Source organism: Paenibacillus sp. G34 (genome assembly GCF_056856875.1).
On sequence record NZ_CM166469.1, the window covers coordinates 3372193 to 3392240 of the forward strand.

20 protein-coding genes are annotated in these 20048 nt (G+C 40.6%); 14 read left to right on the forward strand and 6 right to left on the reverse strand.

Going from position 1 to position 20048, the window contains the following annotated elements; all coding sequences use genetic code 11:
• Nucleotides 1–176: 176 nt before the first annotated feature.
• The 5 genes from AC1VYS_RS15195 to AC1VYS_RS15215 all read left to right on the forward strand — a co-directional run bounded on the left by AC1VYS_RS15195 (nucleotide 177) and on the right by AC1VYS_RS15215 (nucleotide 6286).
• Nucleotides 177–2474, forward strand: coding sequence for a PAS domain S-box protein (locus AC1VYS_RS15195; protein ID WP_482910395.1), 2298 nt, complete (start codon nucleotides 177–179; stop codon nucleotides 2472–2474).
• Nucleotides 2475–2574: 100 nt separating this feature from the next.
• Nucleotides 2575–3135 carry a helix-turn-helix domain-containing protein gene (locus AC1VYS_RS15200; RefSeq protein ID WP_482910396.1) on the forward strand — a complete coding sequence of 187 codons (561 nt, stop codon included), beginning with the start codon at nucleotides 2575–2577 and terminating at the stop codon, nucleotides 3133–3135.
• A gap of 217 nt (nucleotides 3136–3352) precedes the next feature.
• A complete protein-coding gene (locus AC1VYS_RS15205; RefSeq protein WP_482910397.1) occupies nucleotides 3353–4582 on the forward strand; it encodes a CynX/NimT family MFS transporter in 1230 nt (409 codons plus the stop codon).
• Nucleotides 4583–4587: 5 nt separating this feature from the next.
• Nucleotides 4588–5019 carry a universal stress protein gene (locus AC1VYS_RS15210; RefSeq protein WP_482910398.1) on the forward strand — a complete coding sequence of 144 codons (432 nt, stop codon included), beginning with the start codon at nucleotides 4588–4590 and terminating at the stop codon, nucleotides 5017–5019.
• 277 nt (nucleotides 5020–5296) lie between these two features.
• Nucleotides 5297–6286, forward strand: coding sequence for an ABC transporter substrate-binding protein (locus AC1VYS_RS15215; RefSeq protein WP_482910399.1), 990 nt, complete (start codon nucleotides 5297–5299; stop codon nucleotides 6284–6286).
• Nucleotides 6287–6455: 169 nt separating this feature from the next.
• Here AC1VYS_RS15215 and AC1VYS_RS15220 read toward each other — a convergent pair whose 3' ends face one another.
• Nucleotides 6456–7805 (reverse strand): DJ-1/PfpI family protein, encoded by a 1350-nt coding sequence (locus AC1VYS_RS15220; RefSeq protein ID WP_482910400.1) that lies wholly within the window; start codon nucleotides 7803–7805, stop codon nucleotides 6456–6458.
• Nucleotides 7806–8072: 267 nt separating this feature from the next.
• On the opposite strand from AC1VYS_RS15220, the gene AC1VYS_RS15225 reads away from it, so the two are divergent.
• Nucleotides 8073–8600: a DinB family protein gene (locus tag AC1VYS_RS15225; RefSeq protein ID WP_482915006.1), complete on the forward strand. Its 528-nt coding sequence runs from the start codon at nucleotides 8073–8075 to the stop codon at nucleotides 8598–8600.
• Nucleotides 8601–8722: 122 nt separating this feature from the next.
• Here the strand turns inward: AC1VYS_RS15225 and AC1VYS_RS15230 are convergent, their stop codons facing one another.
• Together AC1VYS_RS15230 and AC1VYS_RS15235 are read right to left on the reverse strand one after the other, a co-directional pair.
• Entirely contained in the window at nucleotides 8723–9295 is a 573-nt protein-coding gene (locus AC1VYS_RS15230; RefSeq protein ID WP_482910401.1) for a flavin reductase family protein, read from the reverse strand.
• A 74-nt stretch (nucleotides 9296–9369) separates the two neighbouring features.
• The gene (locus tag AC1VYS_RS15235) at nucleotides 9370–9747 is read right to left on the reverse strand and encodes a MerR family transcriptional regulator (protein ID WP_482910402.1); all 378 of its coding nucleotides are present in this window, start codon (nucleotides 9745–9747) and stop codon (nucleotides 9370–9372) included.
• 131 nt (nucleotides 9748–9878) lie between these two features.
• Here AC1VYS_RS15235 and AC1VYS_RS15240 point away from each other — a divergent pair, with 131 nt between their 5' ends.
• The 5 genes from AC1VYS_RS15240 (at nucleotide 9879) to AC1VYS_RS15260 (ending at nucleotide 14398) form a co-directional block, all read left to right on the forward strand.
• On the forward strand, nucleotides 9879–10850 hold the full coding sequence (locus AC1VYS_RS15240; protein WP_482910403.1) for an aldo/keto reductase family protein: 972 nt from the start codon (nucleotides 9879–9881) through the stop codon (nucleotides 10848–10850).
• Nucleotides 10851–11086: 236 nt separating this feature from the next.
• Complete coding sequence (locus AC1VYS_RS15245; RefSeq protein ID WP_482910404.1) at nucleotides 11087–11572, forward strand: hypothetical protein; 486 nt, start codon at nucleotides 11087–11089, stop codon at nucleotides 11570–11572.
• A 75-nt stretch (nucleotides 11573–11647) separates the two neighbouring features.
• Nucleotides 11648–11974: a hypothetical protein gene (locus AC1VYS_RS15250; protein WP_482910405.1), complete on the forward strand. Its 327-nt coding sequence runs from the start codon at nucleotides 11648–11650 to the stop codon at nucleotides 11972–11974.
• Nucleotides 11975–12210: 236 nt separating this feature from the next.
• Entirely contained in the window at nucleotides 12211–13401 is a 1191-nt protein-coding gene (locus AC1VYS_RS15255; protein ID WP_482910406.1) for a glycine C-acetyltransferase, read from the forward strand.
• 37 nt (nucleotides 13402–13438) lie between these two features.
• Nucleotides 13439–14398 carry an L-threonine 3-dehydrogenase gene (locus AC1VYS_RS15260; protein ID WP_482910407.1) on the forward strand — a complete coding sequence of 320 codons (960 nt, stop codon included), beginning with the start codon at nucleotides 13439–13441 and terminating at the stop codon, nucleotides 14396–14398.
• 153 nt (nucleotides 14399–14551) lie between these two features.
• Here AC1VYS_RS15260 and AC1VYS_RS15265 read toward each other — a convergent pair whose 3' ends face one another.
• The 3 genes from AC1VYS_RS15265 to AC1VYS_RS15275 are packed head-to-tail and all read right to left on the reverse strand — an operon-like array spanning nucleotide 14552 to nucleotide 16122.
• A complete protein-coding gene (locus AC1VYS_RS15265) occupies nucleotides 14552–15022 on the reverse strand; it encodes a DinB family protein (RefSeq protein ID WP_482910408.1) in 471 nt (156 codons plus the stop codon).
• 60 nt (nucleotides 15023–15082) lie between these two features.
• Nucleotides 15083–15664: a TetR/AcrR family transcriptional regulator gene (locus tag AC1VYS_RS15270; RefSeq protein ID WP_482910409.1), complete on the reverse strand. Its 582-nt coding sequence runs from the start codon at nucleotides 15662–15664 to the stop codon at nucleotides 15083–15085.
• Nucleotides 15661–16122, reverse strand: coding sequence for a nuclear transport factor 2 family protein (locus tag AC1VYS_RS15275; RefSeq protein ID WP_482915007.1), 462 nt, complete (start codon nucleotides 16120–16122; stop codon nucleotides 15661–15663). The genes AC1VYS_RS15270 and AC1VYS_RS15275 overlap by 4 nt, the downstream gene beginning before the upstream one ends.
• Nucleotides 16123–16267: 145 nt before the next feature.
• Here AC1VYS_RS15275 and AC1VYS_RS15280 point away from each other — a divergent pair, with 145 nt between their 5' ends.
• The 3 genes from AC1VYS_RS15280 to AC1VYS_RS15290 all read left to right on the forward strand — a co-directional run bounded on the left by AC1VYS_RS15280 (nucleotide 16268) and on the right by AC1VYS_RS15290 (nucleotide 19339).
• Nucleotides 16268–16933 (forward strand): GntR family transcriptional regulator, encoded by a 666-nt coding sequence (locus AC1VYS_RS15280; protein ID WP_482910410.1) that lies wholly within the window; start codon nucleotides 16268–16270, stop codon nucleotides 16931–16933.
• A 17-nt stretch (nucleotides 16934–16950) separates the two neighbouring features.
• Nucleotides 16951–18642 carry a dihydroxy-acid dehydratase gene (gene ilvD / locus AC1VYS_RS15285; protein WP_482910411.1) on the forward strand — a complete coding sequence of 564 codons (1692 nt, stop codon included), beginning with the start codon at nucleotides 16951–16953 and terminating at the stop codon, nucleotides 18640–18642.
• Nucleotides 18643–19153: 511 nt separating this feature from the next.
• Nucleotides 19154–19339, forward strand: coding sequence for a hypothetical protein (locus AC1VYS_RS15290; protein WP_482910412.1), 186 nt, complete (start codon nucleotides 19154–19156; stop codon nucleotides 19337–19339).
• Nucleotides 19340–20048 lie beyond the last annotated feature (709 nt).

The following is a 20048-nucleotide window of genomic DNA, read 5'->3' on the forward strand; positions in this document are numbered from 1 at the left end:
AGAATTTAGTACAATGCTAAATTCAATGCCATCTTTCCCGTTATTGGAAGTCAAATTGCATATGTGTTAAAGGCTAATATTTAAAAACATTTTTCTCGTTATATTTTGATTTACAAAGAATAATGTTTTTGGGAAAATGATTCTAAATCATAAAATGTAGTAGGGGAGAGCTTTCAATGCAGGTTCAGAAGTTTAATCATCATGAATTCTTCGAGCAAATATATAACCATATACCGATTGGAGTTGCTCTCATAGCTCCGACGGGAACTTGGTTGAAATTGAATCCTGCTTTATGCCATATGACCGGTTTCACTTATGAAGAACTGATGGAGCTCCGTTTCCAGGATTTAATGTATCCGGAGAATCCCTCGAAGGATAATGTTGAAGATGTTGGACTTTTGGATAACAAAGTAAAAGAAGATATATATGAAAGACGTTGCATTAAAAAGAATGGCGAAAAATTATGGTGTTCATTGCATGTAACTCCAGTCAGCGACGACGTAACGTGTGAACTCCATTACTTTATTTGCTTTATTGTAGATATCACTGATCGTATCCAATCTGAACGGACACTTTCGCACAGTAAAGGAATTAGCGCAAATGCCGAACGCTTGGCGAAGATTGGAAGCTGGGAATGGGATGTAGTTCATGATCGAATCACCATCTCTGAACAGGTACTGGAAATCTTTGAACTTGACCGCACAAACCAATATTATTGCGCAAAAGATATCTATAAGGTAATGAGCACTGTAGATGTTGCGTCTTTGCGAGAAAAAATAAGAGACGCAGAACAAAGAGATCCATTTGTTTTTGAATTTAAATACGCTCGGTCCGAAGCTAGAGTAAAGTACATTCAATTACGTGGCTTAATCAATTATGACAAACATCAACAGCCCATAGAGTTAAAAGGTGTACTTCAGGATATTACCGAACAGAAACAGATCGAATTCAGGCTTCAAGAAACCATTGAGCGTTACACCTCACTCAAAAAGTATAATCATGATGCTATTATTTCATTTGACATGAGTGGAAACATTATTAATGCTAATCCTGCGGCCGTAAAGATGACAGGTTATGCAGTAAACGAAATGATTGGAAAAAGTATAGGAAGATTTATTGGATCTAGTAATCTAGGCCTCATTCTACAGAGTCGCTATGGTTTGGCTGAGAAGAAAATGAACACTGTTTTGCACAAGGACAGCCGTGAAACTGAAGTATTAGCGACGCTTGCTCCAATTATCATTAATAATGTTAATGTCGGCTACTATTTAATAGCTAAGGACATTACGGAACAGAAAAAGCTTCTCGTTGCCAAAGAAACAGCCGAAAGAATGAATCAGGCGAAAAGCGATTTTTTGGCGATGATGAGCCATGAAATACGAACACCTATGAATGGTGTGATCGGAATGACAGATCTTCTTCTAGATACCCCGGGACTGAGCCAGGAGCAAGAGGAATATATACAGATTATCCAAAAAAGTGGAGATTCATTGCTTACTATTATCAATGACATCCTTGATTTTTCTAAGATCGAGTCTGGGAAAACCGATTTAGCGGTTGATCCTTTTGATCTTCAAGAAATCGTGACTGAAACGGTGCAAATCGTAAAACCTTTGATCCACGAAAAGAAGATAGACATTCATGTTTGTTTGGATGAGACGCTTCCAATTCCGCTTTACGGTGATGCATCTCGTTTAAAACAAGTACTTACTAATCTCATCGGTAATGCTGTGAAGTTTACTCCCGAAGGTAGGATTGAAATTGAAGTACGGGTTAAAGAACAATGTGAGGAGAACGTATATCTCGAATTTAAAGTCAGAGATACGGGAGTGGGCATTCCTGTAGAGAAAAGACAACAATTATTTGAGCCATTCTACCAATTGGATAATTTTATGACCTGCAAAACTCAAGGAACGGGATTGGGACTTGCGATCAGCAAAAAATTGATAGACCTCATGCATGGAGATATATGGATTGAGGATTCAGATGAACCTGGCACAACGTTTGTATTCACAGCCTGTTTTAAAATAAACAATGAGGAGGTCAGTCATCGCTTAGAACTCTCCCCACAAAAGAACAGAGATACCCCTCTCCATATTCTGATTGCTGAGGATAATGAAATGAATCAGCTTGTCCTTAGTAAAATGATTGAAAAAAAGGGACACTTTGTAGATCATGTCGTGGACGGAAAAGAAGCTTTAGAGGCTGTCAAGAGAAATGCATACGATATGGTATTTATGGATGTGCAGATGCCAAAATTAAATGGATTTGAAGTGACTGAAGCGATCAAAGAAAATCTATCTTCTGAAGACTGTCCTTATATCGTTGCAGTGACTGCAAATGCTCTAAGAGGGGATCGGGATCGATGCTTGAAGGCAGGAATGGATGAATACATCAGTAAACCGATTAAAAGTGAAACTATTTATCAAGTGATAGAGAAGTATTATACCAAGACACACATGAATCATTCGTAAATATTAAAGTTAATGTGGCGATTTGCACAATTTGGAGCGCATGCCGCAAACTGGATCGCACATACTCGCTATAACAGTTTATTGTTGAGGTGAATATCAAATGGATGAGATCGATGAATCAAAACAAATTGTATTACAAATCGGCGGAGCATTGAAAAAGTACAGAAAAGAAAAAAACATAACCTTAGACGACCTATCCGAATTAACGGGCGTAAGCAAACTAACGCTGGGAAATATCGAACGTGGCGAAACAAATCCAACTTTGGGAATGATATGGAAAATTTCAAAAGGCATATCTTTACCGCTATTGGCTTTGTTCCAATCAGAGAAAACTGTTAGTTTGTATCGAGCAGGCGAAGGATTACGGTTTTCTAATGATGACAAAAATTGGATGATTGAACCCGTCTTTAAAAGCAATGACATTGAAATGTGTCGGGCATACTTACAGCCAAATAGTTCGTATTCTCCTGAAGGGCATCACGTAAATACAACTGAAATTGCAACAGTGATGACTGGCTCCATTGAGATAGAAGTCGATGGAGAGGTTTACACACTGAATCAATATGATACGATCAGTTTTCGTGCAGATTCTCCACACTCTTATACCAATCATACCAATAGCCAAACCGTTCTCCATATCTCTTTAAAATATGGTTTCTAAAATTCGAAACATCCACTTGTTAAATGCAACTCCGATTTCCATGACGGAAATTCAGGGTTGTATTTTTTTTTACACATAAACTTTAGTATATTTTAAAATACTTATTGTTTAAATAAATATATTATAATATACTTTCGTTATTCGCGCGAATGTTATAACAAAGTTTCATCAGAATGAAGCAAATTATACGTAACAATTCAGGAAGGAGAAATGAAGAATGCCGAATAAACAAAAAAACGTACAGTCGTCTATGGCGCTAATCATTCTCGGCATTATAGTTATTGCAGCTAATTTACGTACTCCTTTGACCTCAGTCGGTCCTTTAGTGAGTCTCATAAGGGATGACGTTCATATTTCGAATACATTAGCAGGCCTGATCACGACGGTACCCTTGCTGGCCTTTGCTTTATTGTCGTCTCTAGTACCAAGATTAGGACGAAGATATGGGGTAGAGCGTATTATTATGTTTGCTCTAATTTTTCTGACTGCAGGTATTGTTATACGTTCATTATCGGGTGCAATTCATCTGTTTATCGGGACAGCGGTTCTAGGATTCGCGATTGCCATATGTAATGTATTATTGCCAAGTATAATCAAAAGAGATTTTCCAGATAAAATTGGCTCTATGACAGGTGTTTACTCCATTTCAATGAATTTATGTGGAGCAATCGCATCGGGAATCAGTGTGCCCCTAGCCGTGAACGCTGGTCTTAAATGGCAGGGAGCATTAGGGATATGGGGAATTCTAAGCTTTGTATCGATCCTCTGTTGGCTGCCCCAATTAAGAAAACAAACAAAGCAAACAGCAGTCACGACGAGTCAAAGGATAGCCAGCCACGATGTGAATGTCTGGAAATCCCCGCTTGCCTGGCAGGTAACCTTGTTTATGGGGATACAGTCCATGATATTTTATGTATTGATCGCTTGGCTGCCTGAAATTTTAAAGCAGCAGGGAATCGCCCCCAACCAATCAGGATGGTTCTTGTCCATCATGCAGTTAGGGATGCTTCCATTTACTTTTATTGTTCCTGTTATTGCCGGGCGTATGTCTAACCAACGTTTGTTAGTAGTCATCACTACCGTTTTGCTTTTAACGGGAACACTCGGACTTCTATATGGCAATTCTAATATTATTCTGTTATGGATCATCCTGCTCGGAATTGGCGGAGGCTTCGCCTTTAGTTTGTCCATGATGTTTTTCGGGTTGCGCACTGAAAATGCGCATCAGGCAGCGGAGTTATCTGGCATGGCGCAATCGATCGGATATCTTCTTGCCGCAATGGGGCCAGCTCTTATTGGATATCTGCATGATGCAACAAATAGCTGGAACTTGCCACTTTTCATTTTGCTGGGAGCTTCGATCCTGCTTTTTTTAGTTGGTATAGGAGCAGCAAGTAATCGTATTGTAGGTAGTCGGAATCATTACGAGCTGCCGCGGAAAGGGTGATAACGATGTTTGACAAAGTTATGGTGGCCATAGATAAAGCTGAAATAACAAATAAACTCCTTGATGCAACCCTTGAAATAACCCAAAATAAACAATCTCGAATTACCTTGGTTAATGTAAATCAGGATTATGTGTCGAACGGAATGACATATGTACCCGAGAGTTTTTTGGAAGACCTACTGAACGAAATGGAAAAAGCAAGTTTGGAGCTGTTGCACCAAGCCAAATCTAAATTAAAGTCTGCGGGGATAAATCCGGAAACGGTTCATCTGAAGGGAGATCCTGCGTACGAAATATTGAATTATGCAAGGGAAAGCGAGCAGCAACTTATTATTATCGGAAGCCGTGGACTAACGGGCGTAAAAGGAATGATGCTTGGAAGTGTCAGCCATAAGGTTTCACAATTATCAAACTGTCCAGTCCTCATTGTACATTAACTCCTTAGGAACTACTGAGTTGATGCATTGATATACTGACGGAGAAGCATTCATCGCAAGAATTATGCAGCGGCATTTCAGGATATTCGTATCCTGCGATGCCGCTGTTTCTATATCTTTTAGATGCCTGCCTTCTAGACAGAACGGTAGGTTACATTGAATTTTAATACCAGGTTTGTAATCTTTCTGCTAGGGCTGGATAGCACCCTCTAATTGACAATGATAATTATTATCATTATAATGTGTGCATTCTATATAAATTAGGGGGATAGAAATTTTGTTACATACAACAAAATACTTCAAAGTTGCTTTACTCCTACTGCTGATTAGTACCCTTTTCCTTTCTGGTTGTGGTATAGGTGAAAGGACAATCGTTACACAGAGTGATTCTAATGCAGGTAAAAGTGAAGAGAGCGCATCCGATTACTCCATATATATTCAGAATGAAGCAGGGGAAACCACAATAATTGGAGAGCCCAAAAAGATTGCAGTTTTAAATTGGCAGCTAGCTGATTTTCTCTTAGCCTTGGACATCAAACCTTACGCTATGACAAACTTAATGGGAGAAACAAACCTGGAATTTTTAGAGAAAGATGCATTAGAGGGTGTCATTGATCTTGGAGATAAGCCTAATCTCGAAGTACTCTCTCAAAGCAATCCGGATTTAATTATCGGTTGGGAAAGCCGAAGAGAAATTGTTGACCAGTTAACCAAAATTGCACCCACAATTCTTACAAAGGAAAACGATGATTGGCGTGAATCTTTGCAGGAACTCGGAAGCATTCTTGGCAAAAATAAGGAAGCGGAGGAATGGTTAGCACAATATGATCAGAAGGTAGCTGCTTCAAGGCAACTGCTTACCTCCAAGATTGGTCCTGCTGAAACTGTCCTTTATATGCGTGTGATGCCTAAAGTACTTCGAATATACAGCTCAACTCAATCCTTAGGAGCGACGTTATCTCAAGATATAGACCTACAATATTTGCCTCAATCCGAATCGATCCAAAATTTTGAGAATATTTCAATTGAACAGCTACCGGAGCTAAATCCAGATCATATATTTATTCAGGTTGGGCGCCCTCTGCGAGGCGGAGATCAAGAAGCTAAAAAAATCTATGAGGAATTAACTCAAAGTTCGATCTGGAACAACATGAAGGCAATGAAGAACAAACAAGTTTATACTGTACCTCACTGGATCATTAGCGATGCTCCTCATATTAAGGAAAAATCGATTGATCTTGTGTTAGAGAAACTGGGCATAAACTAATTATGCAACCTTCCATCTGGGATGTTGGTTACTCCTTCGCCGTCCTTTTAAATAAACCGGACAAGAAATACAGTAGCATTCCCTTTGTATTTCTTGCCCATCTTTTTTAGTTTGACACAGCTTTCAATCTGTTTTGTAAGTTCCTAGATGCAAAACCCCTAAATTTTCTTCATTTTTCCACAAATAATCGACGATCCAAAAAATACCCTGCCAAAAGTGAAATCGCAAGAAGAATAAGAGGTATTCCAAACGATTCCTTAGAGAAGGGGGCTCCTTCCAGTTTTAAATGGTCTGTGGCACGATATTCGAGACGTTTGGCAGCAAATTTAGCCGTCATAACATCTTCTTGTTTAGCTAAATCTTCAAATGCTGGGTCCATTGCAAATCTTTCCTGCATGTTTTTGTGTAACAATAACAATTCCATATTGCTGTATAATTGTTTCCATATCCTAATGTCCTCCGCAGCTATAGTCTCGGCTTGAGAACCAACAACGATCATCTTGGATAGTGAGGGAACATCGTTCATCTGATAACGCGCAACCAGATTCAAACCATGCTTCGTTACAATCGGTTGATGTTCAAGCGATATCGTTAAAGTCGTTGTTGTTCCAGATGCTCCATAGGTGTCAAAGGCAGCGGACAAATCTAATTCATCAACACCTGGATATAACAGTACGCCGGCTTTGACTTTATTCCATTGATAGGATTGATTCAAAATATATGTAATATCACTCAATCCTGCCGTGAAAGGTTCCATCGTCGGATCGTTTACATAATGGTAGGAAGGATAATGGAGCTCATCCGCTACCTGTTTTGCGACTGACTCCCCTAATTGCTGTGAAATGACATAAAGGGTTGCATCCATACCGGATGTTAGGCCAGCCGAAGTGACGATGTTACCTTGGGGAACGTAACGCTGATCTTTTATCCAATGGATTTCCGGATAACTTTTGATCAAACGTTGAATATCTCCCCAGTGTGTCGCAGCACGTTTACCGTTCAGCAGTCCCGTATCGGCCAGATTCTCGGCACCATTGCATATGGATAATAGAATCGTTTTTTCACTGGAATGCTTGCGAATCCATTCACGGACAGGAGCGTATTTTTGCTCATCCACGATGGGCATAAAAGGGATCACGATAATATCTGGGCTTTTGCCAAGCATCTGGTCCATGTCAGCAAAAGAATAATGGGGGATAACATCCAATCCTCCGGTTAATGATTTGATTCCTGAATCTGGTGCAACACTGAATACATTGTACTTTCCTGTGAGGGCAAACATCTCATATGGGACCAGAAAATCAAAAACTTCCGTTACTTCATTAGACAGTAAAACAGCTACCGTTGGCTTATTAGCATCGTATGCAGGTTTCTTTACCTGATCTAATGCAGGAGGATTGCTTTGATTATACAAGGACATTCCAGCATTTGTTGTATGAATGAAACCGACTACACCTGCTCCTCCCACGATTAAAATAACGACAAAAACATACATCAAAATGCGTAGCAAAACTTTCACTTACCCGTTCCCCTTCCAACTAAACAATATTTTACCTCAAGAAATATACCAATTGAGGATCGAATACACACCTGACCAAGGACGGATTGCATCCCTTGGCTGTGGGTGGATAGGGAACTAGACTTAAGTCTGTTCTGTTTTATATACAAGACCCGTTAGAGCTATACTCATCATTTGAATAAATAAAAGTTTTTCTATATAGTGACATCCATCGAAAATGTTAGGAAAAGAAGGTGTATTATTGAATAAAGGGGTATTCATATTAATATTAATTTCCTTTTACAAGAAGCTATTGAGATATTGGAGCGTACACCGCAAACTCTGAAGCACTTCTTATCTGGACTTTCAGACGGATGGTTGCAAAGTAATGAAGGTGATGGAACCTGGAATGTACACGAGGTGATGCAACATCTCATTGAAGCAGAGAAGCATAACTGGATTCCGCGAGTACAATCCATTGTGGTGGAAGGGGAACATCAGTTGTTTCCAGCTTTTGACCGATTCTCCCACATGAAAGAGGCATCGGAACGAACTACAGAAGAGGTACTTCAGGAATTCAACGTCCTCAGAAAGAAAAGCATTTCCTCGCTCAACCATACTATTCTTTCATATCCTGATCTGGAGAAAACGGGTTTGCATCCAGAGTTTGGGCTGGTAAAGTTAAGGGAGCTTCTATCTGCATGGGTCGTTCATGATTTCACTCATATCTCGCAGATTGTTAGGGTGATGGCGGAGAGATACAGGAATGATGTTGGACCCTGGAGTGCTTATCTCGGCATTTTGAATAGAAGGTAGTTTCATATATCGTGTTAAAGTCGCTAATTTAGCGACTTTTTTGGTTATGGCTTTAGCCAGTTGAGTGCGTGAAACGCGCGAAACAAAAAACCACCCGCTATGCGGGTGATCCTGATTTAGTTCTACTTTGATCGATTAAGATGCAATGGGTGGTTCTTTTCCGGGCTTCCGTGATTTAGTATTTTGTAGGTTGATCGGCCTGCATATAATGGAATCTCAAGCTTTGAGAAGTCAGGGAGTCCATTCTCTAAAAAACATGAATCATCTCTATAGCGCTGAACAATTTCTCCTGCAATCCACTCATGGTCGCCAAAGCTTGTAATGCTCAACGTACGGCATTCATATGCAAAGTAGGCATCCGTGAGGACAGGTATATCGACTTGAAGTCCTTCTTCATATTTAATTTTGAATTCCTCGAATTTGTCCAAATCTCTCCCACTGTATGTTCCAACGGCTTGAATTATTTCTGAACAATGTGCAGGCAAAAAGTGTACACCGAATACTCCGCTTTGCTCAATTAGTGTATAGGTATAGGTCTCTTTGCGAAGAGATATACCATATACTCCTGGTGAAGAGCCGATGTACGTGTGCCATCCAGAAGCCATAATATTTTGTCGGCCCTCATGACGCGCAGTCACTATTGCAACCATTCCGGGGTATGAGTACCATGATTCGTCTTGGATCGGTTGTCGCATGAAAATCACTCCTCGTAACCATATTTTCAGAGCTAAACTTGAAAAAGCCACCCGTCTGATAAACAACAAACATATTATTTAGTATCGATATGAAAGATGCCAATCTCATTATAGTGATCCAGCTTGTAATCAATGGTTCCTAGACTAAAGTTCAAAACGTCCATTTGCTTCACAATGTTTTGCCGATGTTGCTGCAGCATTTCTTTCCTCTGTTCACTAGTCCTTGAACCTTCCAGACAGAGCAGCATGAATGCTTTTATATCCTCAAGTGGCATGCCACTATCTCTCAGACAGCGTACTAATTCCAGCCAACATATATCCATCTCGGAATATTTACGGGTACCGTATTCTGTCTTTTTCAACAAAGGCATCAGACCTGTCCGATCATAGAACCTTAGCGTGGAAGCAGGCAACTGAGTGCGTTCTGCAACTTGTTTAATCGTAAATTCCAAACAAATCTTCCTTTCAAAAAAGGTTGAAGGTATTGACTTAAACCTAAGTTTAACGACTATCCTAAGATAGTACAATAGAACGTTTTCATAAATAGCCTCTAGTCAAACTATTCTCATAAGGAGTGATTCAATTGAAATACAGAACGCTGGGTAGAAGTGGATTGAAAGTTAGTGAAATTGGATTGGGAAGCTGGCTGACCTATGGATCGGCCACTTCTGAGGAGGCAGCGCGTGCATGTATGCATAAAGCATACGAACTTGGTATTAACTTTTTTGATACATCGAATTCGTATGCTGGTGCTGAAGAGGTCATGGGAAGCACGTTGAAGTCGTATTCACGCAGTAGTTATGTCCTTGCTACAAAGTTGTTTTTCCCGCAAGGATCGGGACCGAATGAACGTGGATTGTCCCGCAAGCATATCGTCGAGCAGTGCGAGGCGAGCTTGAAACGATTAAATACAGATTACATTGACTTATATCAATGTCATCGTTTTGATTCCGAAACTCCTGTTGACGAGACGCTGCGAGCATTGGATGATCTGCAAGCGCAAGGCAAGATTTTATATGCAGGTGTTAGTGAATGGACCGCCGCACAGATTGCAAAAGCCTCCGGAATCAGCAAACGTCTGAATCTGCGTCCGTTAATTTCAAATCAGCCAATCTACAATATGTTTGAGCGATACATCGAGAGAGAAGGTGTCATTGAGCAATGCGCGCAGGAGGGACTGGGTCTCATTGTGTTCTCTCCACTAGCACAGGGTGTACTCACGGGCAAATACAAACCAGGACAGCAAATTCCAGAAGGCACGCGGGCTGCGAACAATCAAACAAATGGTGTCATCAACAGTTATTTACGTGAGGACGTGCTCGAATGTACTCTACAGCTGTCTGAAATTGCTAATGAACTCGGGGCAACCTTATCCCAATTTGCATTAGCTTGGATTCTACGTCAACCTGCAGTAAGCTCTGCCATTATTGGCTCCAGCAGGCCAGCACAGATTGAAGAAAATCTCAAAGCGGTAGAGCTTGAACTTACACCTGATATTATATCGGAAACCGAAAAAATTCTATCTTCCATCAGCCATTTTGCGCCACTGCGATAATAACGAAGCTGCCTAAGGGCAGCTTGTTTTTTGGATGAAAAATATTTTTCCTAAACACATGTTAACCTCCGTTAACGAAAGAAGATATAGCTTGTGAAAATCAGATTGAAAGCATCATGTGATAAAAGAGAGCGGGCAATTCGTCACGGGCAAGTTTGCATAATTTCATAATTCCTCATATGAGCAACCTTCTCCCATCTCTAAACGTCTGTAACTGGAGAAGAGGGGCGATTGTTATGAAAAAAATGATAATTACACTTATAGCTGTGTGCATCATGCTAACTGGGTGCTTTTCTTATCAAACGGGCAATGAGATAGAACATTCAAATGATAAAGAGAAGCTAGTGACGAAAAACGAAAATAATCTTACGTTGGATAAAGTGGTGACTTCTTTAAAAACTGAGGGTATAGAAATGTTTAAAGAGGAACTGAACAATGATTGGGTTTTAAATAACGTTAACGCTAACAGGTTTTCTGTATCTCGACCAACGGTAAAAGAAGTTTATAAAGAGTACATTTCAATATACATTTATAATTCTGAGACAGATCGAAAAGCAGGACTAAATGTTTTTAATCAGCAAAAGGAAAAATATAATATGCAAATACCAAATATCTATGAATTTAAAAATGCTCTTATTCTGTATTGGCATCATGAAACGATAGACAATTCGAATAATGCGAAATTTAATAAGCAAATTGAAATGGCCATTCACAAAATTTAAGATTGCCTTTCGCTTTTCAGAAAGAAGTATAAATTCAAATCACTAGCAGTATTTAATCTGGATGGGAGTTTAAAGATGGCATTTAGAATTGTTGGAGAATTAGAAAACACATTGATCATCTACGGGTACAGAAAGTCCCTGGTATCACGCACTTATTTATCTTTTCTCCCTGAAGCTCTCTCTACTGAATTTGCAGATGCTGAAATAATACTAGAGCACAACAGTGAAGAAAAGATGATTTTTCAAATCTATTACTGGATTGAAGGAGAGGGAGAATTCATGCTGCGAATCATTGTCTCGCATTTTGATGATTCAATTACCATTCTTTCTGATGATGCTGAAATTGCGGTACGTACCTATAATGTTCTGTGCAAAAGTCTGGTTCGTTGGAAGTTACAGTAAAGCTACATGGAACGAAAATATAGCTCATTGCTCGAAGCCAGCGATTACTTCCATGAACGATGGAAGCAATCGCTTTGTTCATTTGCGGATTTTTTGTCATTTTGTCCACCATATGTGTACAAAAAACAAAAAAGATGCTACATTGAAATCAGAATAACTCCTTTTATAACAAGGTTTTTCCGCGAGAAATACATGTCTCCTGTACAAGGACATACGTATATCAAGGAGGGAATGGGATGTCAAGTCAAACATTGGACCAATTTCTAAGTTCGAGCATCGAAGATCTAAAGACTAAAGGTCTATATAACGTTATCCATACGCTGCAGAGTGCAAATGGGCCGGTTATTCGAATCGACGGAAAGTCTCTAATCAATTTGTCTTCTAATAACTATTTGGGACTGGCAACAGATGACCGGCTGATTGATGCCTCAGTTAAGGCAGCGCGGACATACGGGGCAGGCGCAGGGGCTGTGAGAACCATTAATGGTACGATGGATCTTCATATTGAGCTTGAAGAAAAACTTGCCCATTTCAAAAAAACGGAAGCCGTTATCGTGTATCAATCGGGATTTAACTGCAATATGGCTGCGATATCCGCGGTAATGGACCAGCATGATGCGATTTTATCAGATGAGCTGAACCATGCTTCAATTATTGATGGCTGCCGCTTGTCGAGAGCCAAGGTGATCCGCTTTAAACATTCGGATATGAATGATTTAAGACAGCAGGCGAAAGAGGCTAAAGAATCCGGTCAATTTCATAAAATTATGGTCATTACCGACGGGGTTTTCTCGATGGATGGTGATATCGCAAAACTTCCCGAAATCGTGAAAATAGCAGAAGAATTCGATCTGATTACTTATGTGGATGATGCCCACGGTTCGGGCGTTCTCGGAGCAGGTGCGGGAACCGTGAAGCATTTTGGATTGTCCGACCGCATCGACTTTCAAATTGGCACCCTTTCCAAGGCAATCGGCGTTGTCGGCGGTTATGTCGCGGGTAAAAAACAACTGATCGAATGGTTGAAGCTGAGAAGTCGTCCGTTTCTGTTCTCAACATCGTTGCCCCCGGCTGCAATCGCTGCTTGTAGCGCTTCTGTCGATATTCTGATGAATGACAATGAGCTGATCAAGAAGCTATGGGAGAACAGCAATGACTTGAAAAATGGCTTGAGTCGGCTTGGATATGATGTGGGTAAGAGCGAAACGCCGATCACACCTTGTATCATTGGTGATGAAGTAACCGCCCAACAGTTCAGCAAACGACTCTATGAAGAAGGCGTGTATGCTAAGGCAATCGTGTTTCCGACAGTTCCAAAAGGAACCGGAAGAATACGCAACATGCCGACAGCTGCCCATACTAAGGAGATGCTCAAACAGGTGATCTCCGTTTATGAGAAAGTTGGCAAGGAAATGAAGCTGATTTAGCTACATTCACGGGAGTATATTTCGGGAGGAATGTCTTATGAAAAAGATGTTGGTGACTGGAGCACTGGGCCAGATCGGCTCTGAGTTAGTTGTTAAATTACGTGAAATTTATGGTGCTGATCACGTCGTTGCTACGGATCTCAAGTCATCATCCCACGAAATTACCCGATCCGGACCATTCGAGCTGCTGGATGTGACGAATGCTAAGGCGATGTTCGAAATCGCCAAGCGATACGAAGTGGATACCGTCATTCATTTGGCTGCGCTGCTGTCAGCTACCGCAGAGGAGAAACCCTTGCTTGCCTGGAATTTGAATATGGGCGGACTGATGAATGCACTTGAAATATCCAGGGAACTCAGTTGCCAATTTTTCACTCCAAGCTCCATTGGATCTTTTGGCCCTTCGACTCCGAGAGACAATACCCCGCAGGATACGATCCAAAGGCCCAATACGATGTACGGCGTGAACAAAGTGTCCGGCGAACTGCTTTGTGATTATTATTTTCACAAATATGGCCTGGACACCAGGGGGCTGCGATTCCCGGGTTTGATATCTTATATGACGCCTCCCGGTGGAGGAACGACGGATTATGCAGTTGAAATTTACTACGCAGCCGTGACAGCCGGCCGATACACATCTTATATCGCCAAAAACTCTAACATGGACATGATGTATATGCCGGATGCCTTGAAGGCCATCATTGATTTAATGGAAGCGGATTCATTTCGGTTGATACACCGAAACTCATTTAATGTCACCGCAATGAGCGTGGACCCGGAGGCGATCGCTGCAGCGATTCGAGAAGAAATTCCCGGCTTTATCCTCGATTATGATGTTGATCCGAAGAGACAGGCCATTGCCGATAGCTGGCCGCATTCCATTGATGCTACGGCGGCGAGAACAGAATGGGGATTTCATGCCCGTTACGACTTGAAGGCCATGACGAAAGATATGCTGTCACACCTAAGCGATAGACAAATGCTTCGCAAAGCTTAAAGTTAAGTGGAATTCGCTGTGTAAAGCGAGTAGAAATGCAAAAGAAGCTGCATCAAGAGGTTGGGCGTTACCAAGACCTTTTGTTGTAGCTTCTTTTTTTATCCTCCAGCCCAGTCGTTTCCTTAGTCGGATTTAACAAATTCTTTACTAATCTTAACTGTCAATTATGCTCTTGATATTTTTAATTGTTGCAAAGTGCATTGCTTCATGGTAAATCAGAAAACCCAGTAATTGTTCTACATTCGTTAAGTTAAGTCCTGTCGAAGACTTGTAATGAGGATTGATTTCTTCTTTCAATTTGCTTGAAAGTACCGATTCGACCCTTTCCATTTGTTCAGTTAACAAGTCGATTAATTGAGACAATGTCGGAGGCTCTGTATCCCAGTCAGACGGTTTAGTTCCTGGATCAAACAATTTACTAAAATTAGCAGGATATTTGGTTTCTTCACCAGTAAGCTGGAAAGCGAACTTCTCATGTATAACATACATGTGGCCGAGATTCCATTTTATATTGTTTTTCAAACCTGTTGGAATGATTTCGGATGCAGAGTCATTTATATTCCTTACATAATCAACTGCCTGACGGCGAACAAATTTCAATTGATCTGCAACAAAGTTGCTCATGATATTGACCTCCCAGAAAATAAAGTCGCTAATGAAAACGTTAGAGAGAACACTTTTGTGTCATTGACCCGAGTTGCTTTTCGAAACATAAGTCGAGACTCGTTGTGAAAGATTTGCCAACGTACGTTCAAAGAAAGATTCGTCATTAAGCGCTCTACTCAGGACCAATGCTCCTTGAATACTAGCAATCGTTTCCTCTGATAACTGATCAGCAGTCTCTTTAGAGACACCTGTTTGAACGAGTGCCGCGCTTAAGGCTTCAATCCATCTTATAAAATATTGCTGAATTACAGTAGCGAATCGATCTCTTGTTCCGTCCAAAGCGAATGCACCAATAAGGCATATACGCTGTCCAGATTGAAAATAAGTATCGACCTCTTGCCACATATGATCAATGGCTGCTCGGGGTTCATTCTTTTCGAGCGGTTCAAAAATATTTTTGACAAACCATTGATCAATATGGGTAAGAATTTCAGCAACCATCTCATCTTTTCCACCTGGAAAGAAATAATATAAGCTTCCTTTAGATAGACGCGTACGGGCTGTAATTTTACTTAACGATGCACCTTCATAACCTAATTCACGAAATACCTCCGTAACGAGAGGGACGACATCCGATTTTTCAAAAACAGTTCGATTCATAGGTTTAACTCACTTAGGCTTGGGTGTTCAGCAGGGCGTGTGCCGAGAGGCCAATGAAATTTTCGTTCCGATTCCTTAATAGGCATGTCATTAATCGAAGCAAATCTTCGTTTCATCAAGCCGTCATCGGCAAATTCCCAATTCTCGTTTCCATACGATCTGAACCAGTTGCCACTATCATCATGCCATTCATATGCGAATCTAACGGCAATACGGTTATCCGTAAATGACCAAAGCTCCTTAATAAGGCGGTAGTCCAGTTCTTTGGCCCATTTTCTAGTTAATAAAGAAACAATTTCTTGGCGGCCTGTGATGAACTCGCTCCGATTTCTCCAATAACAATCCTCGGTATACACAAGTGAGACACGCTGAGGGTCTCGGCTATTCCAGCTGTCTTCTGCCATACGAGTTTTTTGAATTGCTGTCTCTAGAGTGAATGGGGGGATTAAATTATTCATTAGATCTTCCTCGCTTTCTAAACCATTTGTATCAGCTTGCAAGTTTAAACTTGTTTAAGTACTTGTTATCATGAAATAATCATTGCTTCTCCATCCTGTATGCGATATATTGCATATAAGAATAATTGTAATGAGGATGAAAACCATGCCAATTCCTAAAGATTTTGCCTTACCCGTCCGTATGACCGCAAAAGAAAGAGCGTTCTCACAGATACAACGATGGATTATTGATGGAACACTTCAGCCAGGTGAGAAGCTTATTGATGCGGAAATAGCTGAATCGCTTGGAGTTAGCCGGACACCGATCCGAGAGGCATTTCAGTTACTTGAAGTTCAAGGTCTCGTGTCTATGCAACCAGGAAAAGAAACCAAAGTAACGAATATTGAGAAAAACGATATTTTTAAGATGTATTCAACGATGGCTGCTCTTCAGGCTTTAGCTGCTGAAACCTCTGCCAAAATTATTGTTCCAGAACAGATCGAGAAATTAAGAGCATTAAATTTGGAATTCGCGAGTTCTATTAAAAATGGTCAAGTGTATCAGGCTATGGAGGTGGACGAGCTATTTCATAATTATATTGTGGAGCTCTCAGATAATCCTTATGTGGCCACATTTAATGCATCTCTTCAGATTCACATTAGAAGATTTAAATATGTGTTTTTAAAACAACCTAATACGGCTACACTAGCTTCAGTCGAAGAACATGATTTGATTATTAAAGCTTTTGAAGGCAAAAATAGTGACGCTGCCCATAATCTAATGAAACAAAATTTTATCAGACCGATGCAGGAACTGAATGAAATACTTTGAAATGAGAGGTAAGGGACATGGAAAATAAAAAAGATCTTCGTATTCGAAGCAAGGTAATCAGTGAAGGTGCTAACCGGGTACCGAACAGAGCCATGCTGCGTGCAGTTGGTTTTCAAGATGAGGATTTCAAAAAGCCAATGATCGGAATAGCGAGTACCTGGAGTGAGGTAACACCGTGTAATATGCACATCAATGATTTAGCGGTACAAGCTAAGCAGGGCGCACGCGATAACGGCGGTGCTCCACTAATTTTTAATACGATTACCGTTTCAGATGGGATTTCGATGGGTCATGGCGGGATGTTGTTCTCATTACCAAGTCGGGAAGCTATCGCCGATTCGATTGAAATTGTGAGTGGAGCTGAGCGTTTTGATGGCGTTGTTGCGATTGGCGGTTGTGACAAGAATACGCCTGCTTGTCTGATGGCTATTGGACGGATGAACATTCCTTCCGTTTATGTATATGGAGGAACGATTCAACCTGGTAATCTTGATGGCAAAAAAGTCGATATCGTATCAGCTTTTGAAGCCGTTGGTCAATATCAAGATGGAAAAATAACGGATGAACAGTTGCATAAAGTTGAATGTAGTGTTTGCCCAGGTCCAGGAGCTTGCGGGGGGATGTATACCGCTAATACGATGGCCGCGGCTGCAGAAGCAATGGGTATGTGTTTGCCTGGTTCTTCTTCGACCTCAGCGATCTCAGCCGATAAAGCATTGGAATGTGAAGCAGCCGGTAAACAGGTCATCTCACTCCTTGAACAAGAGATCTATCCAAGAGACATTATGACGAAGAAAGCATTTGAGAATGCGATCACCGTTGTTATGGCACTGGGGGGATCAACTAACGCATTTCTTCATCTGCTAGCGATTGCGCACTCGGTAGAAGTCGATTTAACCTTAGATGATTTTGAGCGCATTCGCTTGCGTGTTCCTCATTTGGCGGATCTGAAGCCAAGTGGTCAATATGTGATGCAGGATTTGAACGATATCGGTGGCGTTTCAGGGGTAATGAAGCTATTGCTTGCTGAGGGATTACTTCATGGGGATTGTCTCACCGTAACGGGGAAAACGTTAGCAGAGAATTTAGCGGAATCTGCGCCACTTCCGAATGATCAAGAGATTATACGACCACTGGATAATCCGCTTAAGCCAGATGGACCTCTGGTTGTACTTCGTGGCAACCTTGCTCCTGAAGGCGCTGTTGCCAAAATGTCAGGCATGAAGATCCAGCAGTTCTCCGGCCCGACCAAGGTGTACGATAGCGAAGATGAAGCAACAATAGCAATTACGAATGATGAAATTAAAGAAGGCGACGTCGTGGTCATACGCTATTGTGGTCCAAAAGGTGGACCTGGTATGCCTGAGATGCTTTCCGTTACAGCACTCATCGTAGGAAAAGGACTGGGCGGGAAAGTTGCTCTCATTACAGATGGTCGTTTCTCTGGTGGCTCACACGGATTTGTAGTCGGACATGTATCACCTGAAGCACAAGTCGGCGGACCGATCGCTTTACTCCAAAATGGGGATACTATCACCATTAACAGTGATATTCAGGAGATGAAGGTTGAGGTACCAGAAGAAGAGTTAGCCGCTCGAGCAAAAGCGTGGGTACAACCTCCGCTGAAAGTAAAATCCGGTGTACTCGCGAAATATGCTAAATTAGTTTCCTCCGCTTCCAAAGGGGCAGTAACCGATTTGATGGAATAGACAAATTTCTATTGTTCTACTTATAGTAGGGTAGGGAGAAACTACTGCGACGAATGCTTGAAGCACAAGAAATAAAAAAAGCACCCGCTTTTAAAATCAAGAATTCGCAAAAAATGATGAAGAATACGTTTTGTCAGGATTACATTGTTACTCCCCCGTTATTTTCATGAAATGAAAATTATCGGGGGTATTTATTTTATCTGATCAGGTTCTTTTCTTGCGCCAAAATGACGAAATTAACCCGCTCTCATTGTCCTCAGGCTATCCAAACGTTAAATTTTCAAAAAGGTCCTGTTCGCAATTATTTTAAAAATAGAGATACAGTACGCTACCCGCAAGCTGAATTTGGTATCATTGATTCTCATTATTGATAATCTCATTTAATTCACGTTATTATGTGAGATAAGACCAGCCATTTTGTCGAATTGTAAACATATGAATAATACATAGATATGTGTTTCACTTAAAGTAACTGGTTAATTTCCAATTGAGATTAGAGGAGGTTGTCCAGATGATGGGAGGGCTGATGGCTTCTGTTGTTTGGTTCGGCATGATACTCGGAATTGCATTTATTGCATTAGGATTTGGTGAAGGAGCAAGAGGTGAAGGTCGCTACAATTGGTCGGTTGTAATCAATACATATTTGTGTGGTGGGATATTTTTGTTGTTAATCTGCGCTTTTTGGTTATATAAGTAATTACATTTCTATAAGAGACAATATAAAAGCATTCTATTGGATCAAAATTCTACAATGCACTTGTTCAGGCAATCCTGTTGACTGAACAACATATTGGTATATAATAGATGTTTAAAATAAAATAAAGATATAACATTCTATGTATAAAATGTTGATTGAACCTGGTGTTGGGATTGGTGAACTGAGATTAGGTATGAATAAGAATGAAATAGACGAAGTCATCCAATATTATATTGATGACATGAGAAGGGTACTAACTATTTCAACTTCTTATTCAATTTATTTTCACGAATATCGAGTTAAGCGTTTGGCTTCCTTACGTTTCCACCGAGTATTACAAAGGTTTAATTTAATTGGATAAATCAAAATCCTCCTAAGTGGAGGTTTTTTTGATTGTGAAATTCAGATATCTATACTAATGTAAGGCTGGTTTTATAGACATATAAGAATGTCTAACCACCATTTATCAAATATTAATAGGAAGATATCAGGAAGAATATGATATAAGACCATCTAAAAAGTACGTTACGAATGATTATGAAGAGGAGGACTATACAGCATGGAATTCAAATTTGGGAACGTTTCTATTGTTCTGCCCCCTTTACATATTACAATTATTGGGATCATCATTATACTCTTGTTAGTAAGGTGGAGCAAACAATTAGAGACTAGACGTTTTACCGTTTTCTTTTACTGTTGGATCAGTACA

Coding starts and splice junctions, on each gene's coding strand:
- AC1VYS_RS15195 (WP_482910395.1), top strand. CDS start 177: ATGCAGGTTCAGAAGTTTAATCATCATGAATTCTTCGAGCAAATATAT.
- AC1VYS_RS15200 (WP_482910396.1), top strand. CDS start 2,575: ATGGATGAGATCGATGAATCAAAACAAATTGTATTACAAATCGGCGGA.
- AC1VYS_RS15205 (WP_482910397.1), top strand. CDS start 3,353: ATGCCGAATAAACAAAAAAACGTACAGTCGTCTATGGCGCTAATCATT.
- AC1VYS_RS15210 (WP_482910398.1), top strand. CDS start 4,588: ATGTTTGACAAAGTTATGGTGGCCATAGATAAAGCTGAAATAACAAAT.
- AC1VYS_RS15230 (WP_482910401.1), bottom strand. CDS start 9,295: ATGCGACAACCGATCCAAGACGAATCATGGTACTCATACCCCGGAATG.
- AC1VYS_RS15245 (WP_482910404.1), top strand. CDS start 11,087: ATGAAAAAAATGATAATTACACTTATAGCTGTGTGCATCATGCTAACT.
- AC1VYS_RS15250 (WP_482910405.1), top strand. CDS start 11,648: ATGGCATTTAGAATTGTTGGAGAATTAGAAAACACATTGATCATCTAC.
- AC1VYS_RS15255 (WP_482910406.1), top strand. CDS start 12,211: ATGTCAAGTCAAACATTGGACCAATTTCTAAGTTCGAGCATCGAAGAT.
- AC1VYS_RS15260 (WP_482910407.1), top strand. CDS start 13,439: ATGAAAAAGATGTTGGTGACTGGAGCACTGGGCCAGATCGGCTCTGAG.
- AC1VYS_RS15265 (WP_482910408.1), bottom strand. CDS start 15,022: ATGAGCAACTTTGTTGCAGATCAATTGAAATTTGTTCGCCGTCAGGCA.
- AC1VYS_RS15270 (WP_482910409.1), bottom strand. CDS start 15,664: ATGAATCGAACTGTTTTTGAAAAATCGGATGTCGTCCCTCTCGTTACG.
- AC1VYS_RS15275 (WP_482915007.1), bottom strand. CDS start 16,122: ATGAATAATTTAATCCCCCCATTCACTCTAGAGACAGCAATTCAAAAA.
- AC1VYS_RS15280 (WP_482910410.1), top strand. CDS start 16,268: ATGCCAATTCCTAAAGATTTTGCCTTACCCGTCCGTATGACCGCAAAA.
- ilvD (WP_482910411.1), top strand. CDS start 16,951: ATGGAAAATAAAAAAGATCTTCGTATTCGAAGCAAGGTAATCAGTGAA.
- AC1VYS_RS15290 (WP_482910412.1), top strand. CDS start 19,154: ATGATGGGAGGGCTGATGGCTTCTGTTGTTTGGTTCGGCATGATACTC.